Genomic DNA, 13742 nt, shown 5'->3' with positions numbered 1-13742 from the left:
GGACCCTGCGGGCCACGAGCGGGGCCGCCGGGCGGCGGGCCGGGACGCCTGCCGGGAGGCGGGGGAACCCTGCCGGATCCGGGGGGACCGCCGGGCGCGCCGGGCGGGGGCGGCGGCACGCGCCGCTGGCCGCCGCCGGGAGTCCGGGGCGGTTGCTGCCCTCCTTCGCGGGGCCACTGCGGTGACGGCCCGCGCGGCGGCGGCTGTTCGCCCGGCCAGCGCGGTTCGTCCCCGGTCGGCCATGGGGCGCGACGGGGTTCATCAGGCTCCTGGCCTGGCCAGGAGCGGTTGTACTCGTCGTTCACGAATGAGCCTCCCAGACCGGCGGTTCGGGGTACGCCGTTCTGCGGTCGTCGAGCTGCACGCCTGCCTCTCGGGTCACTGTCCCGCGCTCCTCTTCGAGCGACCGCGGGGGGTGCCCGTCCCCAGGACGTATGACCGCACCAGGTGGTTCCAGCGGCAGAGGCGGCACACCTCCACTACATGGACGTTGAACTCGCCGAAGAGTTGCTCCATCCGGGCGAGTTCGTCCTGCGTGCGGGCCGATCCGGCGACGTGGCGCAGCTCGTCGCCGAAGACCCACGAGACCAGCGTCACGGTCTCCTTGCGGCAGACCGGGCACGGGTCCTCGCCGGGTTCGCCGTGGAACTTCGCCGCCCGGAGCAGATAGGGGTCGGCGTCGCAAACGTCCTTCGTGCCCACGCGACCAGCACGAACGTTCGCCAGCAGCGCTCGGCGCCGCAGGGCGTAGTCCACTACCTGTCGCTGGTTTTGCACGGTGACAGAGTACGGGTCCGCCGTCCGACCGCCATGAGCTGTTCTGCGTAATGATCTCGCCGTGGCGGAGGACACGCCGAAGATTCGATAACTCTCCGGTGAACTTCGTCGCACGCCCAGGAGGCGGGCTCGCGTTAGCTACGCCACTTCGATGTATCGACGCGATATACTCAGGCGTTAGGTTGCCGATGTGAGGTCGTTTGCTGCCCGAGAGGGGGTGCACCGTGTTGGAGTTCGCGATACTCGGGCTGCTGCACGAGGCGCCGATGCACGGTTACGTGCTGCGCAAACGTCTGCACGACACGCTCGGCATGTTCCGCACGTTCTCCTACGGTTCGCTGTACCCGACGTTGCGCCGGTTGCAGCGGGCCGGCTTCATCGTCGAAGAAGCCGATGAGGGCGGTGAGCAGGCCCAGCCACGGGCCAGGGTCCGGCGTGCACGGCGGGTGTACAAGCTCACTGCCGAGGGTAAAGAGCACTTCGCCCAGCTGCTGGGTGACGCCGGTCCCCAGACCTGGGACGACGAAGGTTTCGGAGTACACCTGGCGTTCTTCTCCCGTACTCCGGCCGACGTCAGGATGCGGATCCTGGAAGGACGACGGCGCCGGGTCGAGGAGCGGCGCGAAGGGCTTCGCGCCGCCATGGCACGAGCCGAGGAGAAGATCGACCGCTACACCCGCGAGCTGCACCGTCTCGGGCTGGAAAGCAGCGAACGCGAAGTGCGCTGGCTCAACGAGCTGATCGCGCACGAACAAGCCGAACAGCGCGGCCTGCAGAAATAGCGGCCGCCGTCGTGAAAACACTGACCTGATGAAGCAGACGAGTGAAGGAGAAACCGGCATGGGCGACAACAGCGGCCGCGTGAAGGTGGCCATCGTTGGCGTCGGCAACTGCGCGGCATCGCTGGTGCAGGGGGTGCACTACTACGCCGACGCCGATCCGGCATCGCGTGTGCCCGGGCTGATGCATGTGCGGTTCGGCCCCTACCACGTGCGCGACGTGGAGTTCGTCGCCGCGTTCGACGTGGACGCGAAGAAGGTGGGGCACGACCTGTCGGAGGCCATCCTCGCCAGCGAGAACAACACCATCAAGATCACCGACGTGCCGCCGCTCGGCGTGCCGGTGCAGCGCGGCCACACCCTCGACGGGCTCGGCCGCTTCTACCAGGAGACCATCGAGGAGTCCGACGAGACGCCGGTCGACATCGTCGCCGCGCTGCGCGAGTCCGGCACCGACGTGCTCGTCTCCTACCTGCCCGTGGGTTCCGACGAGGCGCAGAAGTTCTACGCGCAGGCCGCGATCGACGCCGGCGTGGCCTTCGTGAACGCCATCCCGGTGTTCATCGCCTCCAACCCGGAATGGGCGCAGAAGTTCACCGACGCGGGCATCCCGATCGTCGGGGACGACATCAAGTCCCAGGTCGGCGCCACCATCACGCACCGCGTGCTGGCCAAGCTGTTCGAGGACCGCGGAGTCCAGCTCGACCGCACGATGCAGCTCAACGTCGGCGGCAACATGGACTTCAAGAACATGAAGGAGCTCGAGCGCCTGGAGTCCAAGAAGGTCTCCAAGACCCAGTCGGTCACCTCGCAGGTCGACCGCGACATGGGCAAGGCGAACGTGCACGTGGGCCCGTCGGACTACGTGCAGTGGCTCGACGACCGCAAGTGGGCCTACGTCCGGCTCGAGGGCCGCGCCTTCGGTGACGTGCCGCTGAACATGGAGTACAAGCTCGAGGTGTGGGACTCGCCTAACTCGGCGGGCATCATCATCGACGCCGTGCGCGCCGCGAAGATCGCGCTCGACCGCGGCATCGGTGGCCCGCTGCTCTCGGCGTCCTCGTACTTCATGAAGTCGCCGCCGGTGCAGTACAACGACTCGCAGGCGCGTGACTCGGTCGAAGCCTTCATCAAGGGCGAAGTCGAACGCTGAGTCCCCGGTTCGTCCTCCGGCCTCCCCTGGCCGGGGGATACCGGCCACTCTTTCGACTGGATGTACGTACAGTCAACACCGAAGCGGGGTTCCGGCGCTCACCGGCAGGCAGAATAGAGGGGGTCTGCCGGCGAGCGCCGGTTTGAGTGAGGAGAGCAGTGCCCCGTTCCGCCGATGCCAACAAGGAGATGCGCGAGGAGTCCCGGCAGAAGATCCTCGCCGCCGCGTTGGCGGTGTTCGCGGAGAAGGGCTACAACGGGGCCACGATCACCGAGATCACCAAGCGCGCCGGGGTTTCCAGGGGGCTCGCCTCCTATTACTTCCCGAACAAGCACCTGCTGGTCGACGAACTGCTCGACGCGTACCTCGACGGCGTCGCCGCGATCATCGACATTCCGGGCACCGCGGACGAGCGGCTCGCCGGGATCATCGACGGGGTGCTTTCGGGTCTGCTGAACAACTTGCCGGTGCAGGGCGTGATACTCGCGCTGGTGGTGCAGCCGTCGACGCACCCGATCTTCGCCGAAGTCGAGGCCCGCAAGGACGAACGGCTCGTGCGGATCGAGGACAGCCTGCGCGAGCTGTTCACCGAGCGCGGCGCGGCGGATCCGGCGGTCGAGGAGATCATGCTGCGCAGCGTGCTGGAGGGCGTGGTCTACAAGGCGGCGGTCTACGGCCCGCAGTACCCGGTCGAGCCGGTTCGCCAGTGGCTGTACCGGATGTACGACCTGCCTGAGCCGAAGGGCACGCTCGCGGGCGTCGAGCCGCCACCCGTGACGAGGCTGCGTGCTTCGGAACGGGGCTATTGAAGCTTTTCTGGCAACTCGCCGATGTCGCCCAGTACCGCGGTGACTTGTTCGAGCACCGCCGGGTCCGGTGGGAAATGCGGGTTCGGTACCGCGTAGACGGACATCCCGGCGGCCAGCGCGGCCTTCAAACCGTTCGTGGTGTCTTCGACGGCGGCGCAGTCTTTCGCTTGTACGCCAAGGAGTTCGGTCGCCTTGAGGTACACGTCGGGCGCCGGCTTGCCCGCGTCGACCTGCTCGCTGGACACCGCGATGCGCACGACCCCGGTCAGGTTCGTCGCCTCCAGGAAGGCCTTGATCAACACCGGTGGTGAGGAGCTGGCTATTGCGACCGGGTACCGCTCCGCGACCGCGCGCACTGTTTCCTCCGCGCCGGGCAGCACCGGTGGGCCGCCCGCGTACCGTTTCGCCATCTCGTCGATCACGACCTCGGCGACGTGCTCCGGGGTCAGCGGGACGCCCAGCTCGCCGACCAGGTATCGCGCCCACTCCGGGGTGCTCATCCCCTGCATGGCGCGCGTCGCCTCGTCCGTCCAGCGTCCGCCCTGTCCGGCGACGACGGCGCGCCGCACTTCGTCCCAGGTCTGCTCGGAGTCGACCAGTACCCCGTCGAGATCGAAAACCACCGCGTCCATGCCCGGAACGGTACCTGTGTCCGGAGTTACTTCGACAGGCTAAGTAAAAAAGCTTAGTATAGCTAAGTGAAATCCGGAGTCGCCGAACTCGCGCACGAACTGCGCCCGCTGTTCTTCCGCCTGTACTACATGGTTCGCCGCCTCACGCCGCAGCACCGGCTGACCCTCACCCAGGGGTCGGTGCTCTCGGAGCTGGTGCAGAACGGCGCACGGCGGATGAGCGTGCTCGCCGACCTCGAGCGCGTGCGCCAGCCGTCCATGACGGACCTGGTGCGCAGGCTGGAACGGCTCGGGCTGGTCACGAGGACACCCGATCCCGATGACCGCCGGGCGGTACTGGTCGCGGCCACCGAGACCGGCAAGCAGTACATCGGCGAGCTCGTGCTCGCACGCGAGGAGTTCCTGCGGGAGCGCCTGACCGCTCTGGATCCGACCGACCGCGCGGCCATCGAAGCCGCGCTGCCGGCCCTGAGACGGCTCATCGATCCGGCGAAGAAGGAGGAACTGCTGGATGAGCACTAACCAACACGGGAGCCTTTTGGATGCTCTCAAGGGCCAGCCCAAACAGGTGTGGATCACCGCTTTCGCGGCGGTCATCGCTTTCATGGGCATCGGTCTGGTCGATCCGATCCTGCTGTCCATCGCGGACGGCCTGCACGCCTCGGCTTCCCAGGTGACCCTGCTGTTCTCCTCTTACCTCGGGGTGCAGGTGATCGCCATGCTGGTCACCGGCGCGGCAAGCGCGCGGTTCGGCCCCAAACGCACGGTGCTCACCGGCCTGGTCCTGATCGTCGTCGCCACCGCGCTCTGTGCGGCGGCCGCCACGATCACCCAGCTCGTCGCACTTCGCGCGGTGTGGGGCCTCGGCAACGCTTTCTTCATCGCGACAGCGCTTTCCGTGATCGTCGGTGCCGCGACGGGCGGGCAGAAGGGCGCGATCCTGCTTTACGAAGCCGCGCTCGGTGTCGGCCTCGCCGTGGGCCCGTTGCTCGGTGCCCTGCTCGGCAGCATCTCCTGGCGTGGCCCGTTCGTCGGCACGGCCGTGCTGATGGCGGCGGCGCTCGTGCTCTGCTCGGTCTTCCTGAAGAAGGACGCGCACGAGGAACGGCCGAAGATCCGCATCTCCGACCCGATCCGCGCGCTCGGGCACCCCGGCCTGCTGCGCACTTCGATCGGTTCGGCGCTCTACACCGCCGCGTTCTTCACCGTGCTGGCCTGGACCCCGTTCGTGCTCGGCTGGAGCTCGGTCGCGGTCGGCCTGATCTTCTGCGGCTGGGGTCTGTGCGTGGCGATCGCCGGTGTGGCGCTCGCGCCGAAGCTCGCGGGCAAGCTCGGTGAGCAGCACGCGACGGCCGTTTCGGTGTTCGGCTACGCCGTGCTGATGGCTGTGCTCGCGGTGCCGAGCAAGCCGGTGATCGTCGTCGGCGTGATCGTTTCGGGGCTGATTTCCGGACTGCTCAACACCTTGTTCACCGGCACCGCGATGTCGATCAGCGACGCGCCGCGGCCGGTGGCCAGCGCGGGCTACAACTTCTGCCGGTGGCTCGGCGGCGCCCTCGCCGCGACCCTGGTCGGGCACATCGCGACCTGGCTCGGCTCGCAGCAGGCCCCGTTCGTCGTGGCCGCGGTGCTGTGCGTGATCGCCGGTGGCTTGCTGCTGGTGAAACAGCGCGGCAAGCCGGATTCGCACGAGGTCCCGCAGGAAGCAGTGCTCGTCGGCGAGGAGCTTTAGACACCGTTTACCTACTGTTTGGCATCACCTGGCCTTCGTTGCTTAACGTCACGGGCGTTCCCCTGACTGAGTGATGGAGGCCCGGTGCTGTCTCTACCTTTGTTCGCGCATTCCGGCGGGAGATCCGCGCTGACCTGTGAATACCGCTGCGGCAACGCATGTGCTCACGAGGCGCCGAACACGTCGGACAACGAGTACTTCGGCGACGTCGCCAAGGGAGTGCTCTCCCGGCGCGGCGCTTTCAAGGCCGGTGCGGTGATGGCCGCGGCGGCGGGTGGCTTCGCCGCGCTCTCCGGTACTGCGGCCGCCGCCGTCCCGGCGCTCGCCGCGAGCCCCGGCCGTCCCGTGCCCGGTACCGACTTCGAGCCGGTCGCGCCCAACACCCAGGACGCGCTCGTGGTCGCCAAGGGCCACCAGCAGAACGTGGTGATCCGCTGGGGCGACCCGGTGGTCGGCGGGGCGCCGAAGTTCGACCCGGCCAAGCAGACCGCGGCCGCGCAGGCCAAGCAGTTCGGCTACAACAACGACTTCGTCGGCCTGATCGAGAACGGCCGCGACCGGTGGCTCATGGTGGTCAACCACGAGTACACCACCGAGGTCCAGATGTTCCCGGCCGGCACGTACGACGCGAACAACCCGACCGAAGAGCAGGTAAAGATCGCTTGGGCCGCGCATGGGCTTTCCGTGGTGCAGGTGGAGAAGCGCCGCGGCGGCGGGCTCGAGGCCGTGTCGAGCCGGTACAACCGGCGGATCACGCTCGACACCGAGTTCGAGGTGCGCGGCCCGGCCGCGGGCTCGAAGTACCTGAAGACCTCCGCCGACGCGAGCGGCAAGCGCGTGCGCGGCACGCAGAACAACTGCTCGGGCGGCGTGACCCCTTGGGGCACCGTGCTTTCCGGCGAGGAGAACTTCCACCAGTACTTCGCCAACTCCGACAAGGTCACCGACCCGACGACGCAGGCGCGGCTCAAGCGCTACGCCATCGGCACCGGCACGAGCACGCGGAAGTGGGAACGCTTCGACAAGCGCTGGGACGTGGCGCAGGAGCCCAACGAGCCCAACCGGTTCGGCTGGGTCGTCGAGATCGACCCGAACGACCCGGACTCGACGCCGGTGAAGCACACCGCGCTGGGCCGGTTCAAGCACGAGGCCGCGAACGTGAAGATCGCGCGCGACGGCCGGGTCGTCGTGTACTCCGGTGACGACGAGCGCTTCGACTACATCTACAAGTTCGTCTCCAAGGGCAAGTACAAGCCGGGCACCAGTTCGCTCGCGCGACGCCACAACTCCGCGCTGCTCGACGAGGGCACGCTCTACGTCGCCAAGTTCAAGGGCGACAGCCCGGCAGCCGAGATCGACGGCACCGGCAAACTCCCCGCCGACGGCGAATTCGACGGCACCGGCGAGTGGATCGCGCTCGCCAGCGGCGACAAGTCCTTTGTGGACGGTTTCACCGCGGAGGAGGTGTACGTCTTCACCCGGCTCGCCGCGGACAAGGCGGGCGCCACGAAGATGGACCGCCCCGAGGACATCGAGCCGAACCCGGTCAACGGCCGCATCTACGCCGCGCTGACCAACAACACCGACCGCGGCGCCGCCGGCAAGGCCGGCGTCGACGAGGTGAACCCGCGCAACGGCAACAAGAACGGGCACGTGCTGGAGTGGGAGGAGGACCACGGCGACGCCGCCTCGACGAAGTTCTCCTGGCGGCTGCTCCTGGTCTGCGGTGACCCGGCCACGGCCGACACCTATTTCGGCGGCTTCCCGAAGGACCAGGTCAGCCCGATTTCCTGCCCGGACAACGTGGCCTTCGACCCGTACGGCAACCTCTGGATCTCCACCGACGGCAACACGCTCGGCTCCAACGACGGCCTGTTCTCGGTGCCCGTCGAAGGCCCCGAACGCGGCCACGTCAAGCAGTTCCTCACCGTGCCCTACGGCGCGGAGACCTGCGGTCCGGTGGTGACCGGTGACTTCGTCGTGGTCGCCGTGCAGCACCCCGGTGAGAACGGCACGCCGACCGCGCCGACCTCGCACTGGCCCGACGGCGGGAACTCACTCGCCCGCCCGGCCGTCGCTTCGGTCTGGCGCGGCTGAGGCACGCGGCTTGGCACCCAGCGCGAGGGCGACGAGGGCACCGGCGACCATGCAGGCGCCGACGACCCACAAACCCGTGCGCTGGGTGCCGGTCAGGTCGCGCAGCCAGCCGGTGACGTACGGCGCGGCGAATCCGGAGATGTTGCCCAGCGAGTTGATCAGTGCGATCCCGCCCGCGGCCGCCGCGCCGGCCAGGAAGTTCGAGGGCAGCGCCCAGAACGTCGGCAGCGCGCAGCACACGCCGACGGCGCAGATCGTCACCGCGACCATTGCGGCGTAAGGGTTTCCGAGGTAGAGCGCGATCGGGATCGCGATCCCGCCGACCAGCATCGGCAGCGCCGTATGCCATTTGCGCTCCCCGGTGCGGTCGCCGTGGCGCGCCCAGAACACCATCACCACCGCGCCGATCACGTAGGGGATCGCGTTGACCAGGCCGGACTGGATCACGGTCAGCTTGGTGCCGAACTCGGCGCCGAACCCGGCGATGATCGTCGGCAGGAAGAAGCCCAGCGCGTACAAGCCGTAGGCGATCGCGAAGTACACGAACGCCAGCGCCAGAATCCGCGGGTGGGTGAGCGCCTTGCGCAGCGGCCAGTGGTGCGCGGCCTCGGTCGCCTGGCGCTCGGCGTCGAGCTCGCTGGTCAGCCACTTCCGTTCTTCGTCGGTCAGCCACTTGGCCTTCTCCGGCCGGTCGGTCAGGTAGAACCAGGTCACGAAGGCCAGCAGGATCGCCGGGATGCCCTCGACGAGGAACATGAACCGCCAGCCGGACATGCCGAGGATGCCGCCGCCGTGCGCGATCAGCAGGCTCGACACCGTGGAGCCGATGGCGGAGGAGACCGGCACCGCGGCCATGAACAGCGCCACCGCCTTCGCGCGCTGCGCGGCGGGGAACCAGTACGTCAGGTACAGGATGATGCCGGGGAAGAAGCCCGCCTCGGCCACGCCGAGCAGGAATCGCAGGATGACCAGCGTGGTCGCGTTCGGCACGAAGGCCAGGATCGTGGCCAGGATCCCCCAGGTGATCATGATCCGGGCCAGCCAGCGCCGGGCGCCGAAGCGGTGCAGCGCGAGGTTGCTCGGCACCTCGAGGATCAGGTACCCGAGGAAGAAGATGCCCGAGGCGAACCCGAACGCGGTGGAGGTGAGCCCGAGCTCCTTGTTCATCCCGTTCGGGCCCGCGAACCCGATGTTCACCCGGTCCAGGTAGTTCACGAAGTACAGCAGGGCCAGGAACGGCATCACCCGCACGGCCACCTTGGCCAGTACGCGGTTGCCGGGTGCGGCGGTCCTCATCGACATGAACAGATCCCAGGCCACCGGGCGTGGTGAGTCAAGAACGATTTACCGTTGGACCATGTCGGAAACCCCACTCGCTCTGGTCACCGGCGCCTCGCGCGGCATCGGGGCGGCCATCGCGCACGTGCTCATGCCCGGTCACCAGGTGCTGCTCGGCGGCCGTGACGCCGACGTGCTGGCGCGGCGTGCCGAAGAGCTGCCGGGCGCGCGGCCGTGGCCGGTGGACCTGACCGACTTCGCCGCCGTGCGCGAGGCAACGGCGGAGATCGACAGGCTGGACGTGCTGGTGCATTCGGCCGGCGTGGCCGAGCTGGGCCGCGTCGAGGAGACCGACGCCGATTCGTGGCGCCGCCAGTACGAGGCCAACGTGATCGCGGTGGTCGAGTTGACGAGGCTCCTGCTGCCCGCGTTGCGCGCCGCGCGAGGGCACGTGGTGGTGATCAACTCGGGCGCGGGCCGCAACGCGAACCCGGGCTGGGGCGCGTATGCCGCGAGCAAGCACGCCGTCCGCGCCTTCGCCGACGCGCTCCGGGCCGAGGAGGAGCCCAACGGCCTCCGCGTCACGACGGTGTACCCCGGCCGCACGGACACAGAGATGCAGCGGGGCGTCATCGCGCACGAAGGCCGCGAGTACCAGCCGGAGAACTACCTGCGCCCGGACTCCGTCGCGGAAGCGGTGCTCTCCGCCGTGTCCGCCACGCCGGAGGCCCACCCGACCGAGATCATCATCCGGCCCAGGCAGCGCTAGCCGCGGATGCGTGCCGCCGATTCCTTTGCGGCGGCACGCACTTTCGCGCTGTCCGCGCGCGTCGATTCGCCCTCGGCGAGCACCTGGTCTCCGGCCACCCACACGTCCCGCACCTGACGGGAACCGGTGGCCCACACCAGGTTCGCCAGTAACTGCTCGTCCGGCACGTCGAGGCCGAGCGCGAGCGTGAAGTCGTCGGGCTCGATGTGCACGAAGTCGGCCCAGCGGCCGGCCTCCAACGCGCCGATGTCGTTGCGCCCCAAGGCTTCCGCGCCGCCACGGGTGGCCAGCAGCAGCGCGGCGGGCCCGCTCAGCGCCGCGGAGTCCTTTGTGGACAAACGGGCGAACATCGCGGCGAGCCGGATCTCCTCCCACAGGTCGAGGTCGTCGTTGCTGGCAGGCCCGTCGGTGCCGAGCCCGACCGGCACCGACGCGGCACGCAGGTCCGTCAGCCGCGCGATGCCCGAAGCGAGTTTTCCGTTCGAGCCAGGGCAATGCGCCACTCCGACGCCGTGCGCGGCGAACAACGCGATGTCCTCGTCGGACAGATGGATCGCGTGCGCGGCGAGCACGCGGCCGTCCAGCATCCCGGCTTGTTCGAGCAGCTTCGGCACGGACCCGAACTCCGCCCGCTGCTGCTCGTCCTCGTTCGCGGCTTCGGCGACGTGAATCTGCACGAGGGCTCCGCGCGCGGCGGCGGCTTCGGCCGTGAGCCGGAGCGCTTCCGGCGGAAGCATGTACGCGGAGTGCGCGGCGAAGGACAGCTCGATCCGTTCTCCCGGGCCGAAACGCAGCCCGTCCGCGTCGATCCAGCGTTCCGCGGCGGCGATCATCTGCCGCCAGTCCAGCCCTGGCAGGTCCATGATCGGCCCGCCGAGCACCGCGCGGGCGCCGGTGGTCAGCACCGCGTCGGCCATTTCCTCGGCGTGGAAGTACATCTCGGCGCTGGTCGTCACCCCGCGCGAGAGCATCTCCAGCGAACCGAGCAACATCCCGTTCCGCACGTCCTCCGCGCGCAGCTTCGCCTCGGCGGGCCAGATGATCTCGCGCAGCCAGCGCAGCAGCGGCAGATCGCCGCCCATCCCGCGGAGCAGGGTCATCGGGGTGTGCGCGTGCGCGTTCACCAAGCCCGGCAACAGAATCCCGGACAGCGCCGTGACCGGGCCGTCGAACTCCGCCGCGGCCGGGCCGACGTAGGTGATCCGGCCGTCGTCGCCGACGTCGACCGCTCCGTCGCGGATGACCGAACAGGCCGGGTCACAGGGCAGGACGACAGGGGCGGTGTAACGACGTGGCATTGGCCGATCTTAGGAGGCCAGCCCCTCGCCCACCACCGCCCTCAACGGACGCGCTGCGCGCGGCTAGCTGTCCATCAAGCCGGAGCGCCAGGCCCAGGCCGCGATCTCGACCCGGTTGCGCGCCCCGACCTTGCCCTGCACGGACGCCAGGTGCGTCTTCACCGTGGACAGCGACAGGAACAGCTCCTTGCCGATCTCGGTGTTCGTCAGGCCGCGCGCGGCGGCACGCACCACGTCCAGCTCGCGTGCGGTCAGCGGGTCCTTCGGCTGCTCGACCTCGCGTTTCGCCGAGCCGCCGTCGAAATGCTTGAGCAGCCGGACGGTGATCTGCGGCGAGACCAGCGCGTCACCCCGTTCCGCGGCCCGCACCGCCTCGACCAGCAGCGCCGGGCCCGCGTCCTTGAGCAGGAAACCGCTGGCGCCGTTGCGCAACGCCGTGTGCACGTACTCGTCGAGGTCGAACGTCGTCACCACGACCACCTTCAGCGGATCCGCGACGTCCGGCCCGGCCAGCTGCCTCGTGACCTCGAGCCCGTCGAGGCCCGGCATGCGGATGTCCAGCAGGCACACGTCCGGGCGCAGCTCGCGGGCCTTCGTCACCGCGGCGACGCCGTCCGGCACGTCGGCGACCACCTCGATGTCCTCCTGCGCGTCGAGGATCATCCGGAATCCGGTGCGCACCATGCTCTGGTCGTCGGCGATGAGCACGCGGATCATTCAGATTCCTCCAGTGGTAACCAAGCTTCGACGAGCCAGCCGTCGTCGACAGGCCCCGCGAAGAGCCTGCCATGCAGCAGTTCGACGCGTTCACGCATCCCGACCAGTCCGTAGCCGCCGGAACCCCCGGCAGGCCGCGCGGCCGGGTCGTGCCCGTCGTTGCCCACCCGCACGTGCAGCTCCCCGTCGGCCACTTCGGCCAGCACGTCGATCCTGGTCGCGGCGGGCGCGTGCTTGCCGACGTTCGTCAGCGATTCCTGCACCAGCCGCAACGCCGAGCGCGCGACCTCCTGCGGGATGTCCGGGGTGACCGACAGGTCCAGCACCACCGGCGCGCCGACCGCGGACCCGGCCAGCTGCCGGAGGTCGGCGTCGAGATCCGTGGTGGCGTGCTCGGTGTTGTCCGCGCTGCTGCGCATACTCCGCACCAGCCGCCGCATCGCGACGAGCGCTTCGGTGCCGGCTTCCTCGATCCGGCCCAGCGCTTCCAGCGCCACCGCCGGATTCTTCTCGCCCATCATCTTCGCCGCCTGCGCCTGCACCACGATTCCCGTGACGTGGTGCGCCACGACGTCGTGCAGCTCGCGTGCCAGCGCCATCCGCTCCGAGGTCTGCGCCTGGTTGACGGCCGATTCCACGGCCTGGGTCCGTTCGGAGTCGCGGGCGCGGAAGAACAGCCCGACCGCCACCGAAATGCCGAGCGTCAGCAACCCGCCGATGAACAGCGAGCCCAGATCCGGGGCACCGGCGCGGGTGTGCGCGGCGACCGTGGTGATGCCGACGGTGACCGACATCAGCCCGATCACGAGCCAGGCCTGTGCCGCCTGCACCTGCCGGATGAGGAAGACGACCACGACCATGCCGGCCGCGATCTGGGTCAGCGGGACCGTCCCGAACGAGAAGTCGTACCCGCGCGGCGCGATCAGCGTGGCGCCGCCGGACACCAGGAACACCACCGAGATCAGCGAACCGGCCAGCAGCGGGATCCGCGTGGACAGCACCGCCAGTATCGCGGCGGCCGTGGAACAGATCAGCAACGGGAACGCGCGGATGCCGTGATCCAGCGCGCCGTACAGTTCGAGGAACAGCGGCAGGCAGAGCCCGCCGATCAACGGCCACTGCGCGCGCAGCAGCTCCGCGACCGGCCCGGTCCGCGGTGGTTTGTTCGTGCGCCGCTGCCACGCCCCCGCGGCGACGGCGCCGACCAGCAGAACCAGCCCGAGCACCAGCGTTTCGGACATGGTGGTGGAGCTCAGCGAGTGGTGCGACCGGTTGGTGGCGGCGATGAGCGCCGCGATCACGAGCGTGCTCACCCCGGCGAACGCGATCATCGGCCGCAGCCGCCGCACGCTCAGGTAGACCAGCTCGACCCCGGCCACCGTCTCGGTCAACGACAGATCGGTGAGCAGGGTCGAATACGCGCTGGCGTCGGTGTAGCGGATCAGCGCGGTGGAGGCCACCAGCACCGCGGCACCGGCGAACAGCGCACGCGCCGGATGCTTCCGCGCCCACAGCGCGCAGCCGGCCATCGCGAGGATTCCCGGCAGCAGCAACAGATCCCGGCCACGCGGGCCGAAGTAGTCGAAGGCCGCGGAGAAGACGATGAGCACGTCGACCGCCAGTGCCGCGAGCAGCACGACGCCTTCGAGACCCAGCCATCGCCAGGCCTGGCGTAAACGGTCGGAGAACGGCACACCGTGA

General features: G+C 69.2%; 13 protein-coding genes. 7 read left to right on the top strand and 6 right to left on the bottom strand.

Annotation, left to right across the window (positions count from 1 at the left end; all coding sequences use genetic code 11):
• Positions 1–378: 378 nt before the first annotated feature.
• Positions 379–777: a DUF5318 family protein gene (locus FPZ12_RS37980; RefSeq protein WP_144753936.1), complete on the bottom strand. Its 399-nt coding sequence runs from the start codon at positions 775–777 to the stop codon at positions 379–381.
• Between the two features lie 224 nt (positions 778–1001).
• Here FPZ12_RS37980 and FPZ12_RS37975 point away from each other — a divergent pair, with 224 nt between their 5' ends.
• From FPZ12_RS37975 to FPZ12_RS37965, 3 genes are all read left to right on the top strand, one after another.
• A complete protein-coding gene (locus FPZ12_RS37975) occupies positions 1002–1559 on the top strand; it encodes a PadR family transcriptional regulator (protein WP_144753939.1) in 558 nt (185 codons plus the stop codon).
• A 58-nt stretch (positions 1560–1617) separates the two neighbouring features.
• Entirely contained in the window at positions 1618–2709 is a 1092-nt protein-coding gene (locus FPZ12_RS37970; protein ID WP_144754026.1) for an inositol-3-phosphate synthase, read from the top strand.
• A gap of 158 nt (positions 2710–2867) precedes the next feature.
• The gene (locus FPZ12_RS37965) at positions 2868–3518 is read left to right on the top strand and encodes a TetR/AcrR family transcriptional regulator (RefSeq protein WP_144753942.1); all 651 of its coding nucleotides are present in this window, start codon (positions 2868–2870) and stop codon (positions 3516–3518) included.
• On the opposite strand, the gene FPZ12_RS37960 is transcribed toward FPZ12_RS37965, so the two are convergent.
• The gene (locus FPZ12_RS37960) at positions 3512–4150 is read right to left on the bottom strand and encodes an HAD family hydrolase (protein WP_144753945.1); all 639 of its coding nucleotides are present in this window, start codon (positions 4148–4150) and stop codon (positions 3512–3514) included. The two genes, FPZ12_RS37965 and FPZ12_RS37960, sit on opposite strands and share 7 nt — an antisense overlap.
• A 129-nt stretch (positions 4151–4279) precedes the next feature.
• Here FPZ12_RS37960 and FPZ12_RS37955 point away from each other — a divergent pair, with 129 nt between their 5' ends.
• The 3 genes from FPZ12_RS37955 (at position 4280) to FPZ12_RS37945 (ending at position 7979) form a co-directional block, all read left to right on the top strand.
• Positions 4280–4672, top strand: a complete 393-nt coding sequence (locus FPZ12_RS37955) for a MarR family winged helix-turn-helix transcriptional regulator (protein ID WP_424923686.1) — start codon at positions 4280–4282, stop codon at positions 4670–4672.
• Positions 4662–5882: an MFS transporter gene (locus FPZ12_RS37950; RefSeq protein WP_144753951.1), complete on the top strand. Its 1221-nt coding sequence runs from the start codon at positions 4662–4664 to the stop codon at positions 5880–5882. The genes FPZ12_RS37955 and FPZ12_RS37950 overlap by 11 nt, the downstream gene beginning before the upstream one ends.
• Positions 5883–5966: 84 nt before the next feature.
• Positions 5967–7979, top strand: coding sequence for a PhoX family protein (locus tag FPZ12_RS37945; protein WP_144753954.1), 2013 nt, complete (start codon positions 5967–5969; stop codon positions 7977–7979).
• Here FPZ12_RS37945 and FPZ12_RS37940 read toward each other — a convergent pair.
• On the bottom strand, positions 7938–9281 hold the full coding sequence (locus FPZ12_RS37940) for an MFS transporter (protein WP_144753957.1): 1344 nt from the start codon (positions 9279–9281) through the stop codon (positions 7938–7940). The two genes, FPZ12_RS37945 and FPZ12_RS37940, sit on opposite strands and share 42 nt — an antisense overlap.
• A gap of 55 nt (positions 9282–9336) precedes the next feature.
• Between FPZ12_RS37940 and FPZ12_RS37935 the strand changes: the two genes are divergently transcribed.
• A complete protein-coding gene (locus FPZ12_RS37935) occupies positions 9337–10026 on the top strand; it encodes an SDR family oxidoreductase (protein ID WP_144753960.1) in 690 nt (229 codons plus the stop codon).
• Here the strand turns inward: FPZ12_RS37935 and FPZ12_RS37930 are convergent.
• From FPZ12_RS37930 to FPZ12_RS37920, 3 genes are all read right to left on the bottom strand, one after another.
• Positions 10023–11324 carry an amidohydrolase family protein gene (locus FPZ12_RS37930; RefSeq protein WP_144753963.1) on the bottom strand — a complete coding sequence of 434 codons (1302 nt, stop codon included), beginning with the start codon at positions 11322–11324 and terminating at the stop codon, positions 10023–10025. The genes FPZ12_RS37935 and FPZ12_RS37930 overlap by 4 nt on opposite strands.
• 63 nt (positions 11325–11387) lie before the next feature.
• On the bottom strand, positions 11388–12041 hold the full coding sequence (locus FPZ12_RS37925) for a response regulator (RefSeq protein WP_144753966.1): 654 nt from the start codon (positions 12039–12041) through the stop codon (positions 11388–11390).
• Positions 12038–13735, bottom strand: a complete 1698-nt coding sequence (locus tag FPZ12_RS37920; protein ID WP_144753969.1) for a sensor histidine kinase — start codon at positions 13733–13735, stop codon at positions 12038–12040. The genes FPZ12_RS37925 and FPZ12_RS37920 overlap by 4 nt, the downstream gene beginning before the upstream one ends.
• Between the last annotated feature and the right edge of the window lie 7 nt (positions 13736–13742).

This window comes from Amycolatopsis acidicola (assembly GCF_007713735.2).
Classification (GTDB): domain Bacteria; phylum Actinomycetota; class Actinomycetes; order Mycobacteriales; family Pseudonocardiaceae; genus Amycolatopsis_E; species Amycolatopsis_E acidicola.
Note: the sequence above shows the minus strand (reverse complement) of the source record. Positions and strands in the feature narration are given on the sequence as shown.

What these genes read in the sequence shown, in the direction of transcription:
- FPZ12_RS37955 (WP_424923686.1), top strand. Translation starts at nt 4,280, where the DNA reads ATGGTTCGCCGCCTCACGCCGCAGCACCGGCTGACCCTCACCCAGGGG.
- FPZ12_RS37925 (WP_144753966.1), bottom strand. Translation starts at nt 12,041, where the DNA reads ATGATCCGCGTGCTCATCGCCGACGACCAGAGCATGGTGCGCACCGGA.
- FPZ12_RS37930 (WP_144753963.1), bottom strand. Translation starts at nt 11,324, where the DNA reads ATGCCACGTCGTTACACCGCCCCTGTCGTCCTGCCCTGTGACCCGGCC.
- FPZ12_RS37970 (WP_144754026.1), top strand. Translation starts at nt 1,618, where the DNA reads ATGGGCGACAACAGCGGCCGCGTGAAGGTGGCCATCGTTGGCGTCGGC.
- FPZ12_RS37935 (WP_144753960.1), top strand. Translation starts at nt 9,337, where the DNA reads ATGTCGGAAACCCCACTCGCTCTGGTCACCGGCGCCTCGCGCGGCATC.
- FPZ12_RS37960 (WP_144753945.1), bottom strand. Translation starts at nt 4,150, where the DNA reads ATGGACGCGGTGGTTTTCGATCTCGACGGGGTACTGGTCGACTCCGAG.
- FPZ12_RS37950 (WP_144753951.1), top strand. Translation starts at nt 4,662, where the DNA reads ATGAGCACTAACCAACACGGGAGCCTTTTGGATGCTCTCAAGGGCCAG.
- FPZ12_RS37940 (WP_144753957.1), bottom strand. Translation starts at nt 9,281, where the DNA reads ATGTCGATGAGGACCGCCGCACCCGGCAACCGCGTACTGGCCAAGGTG.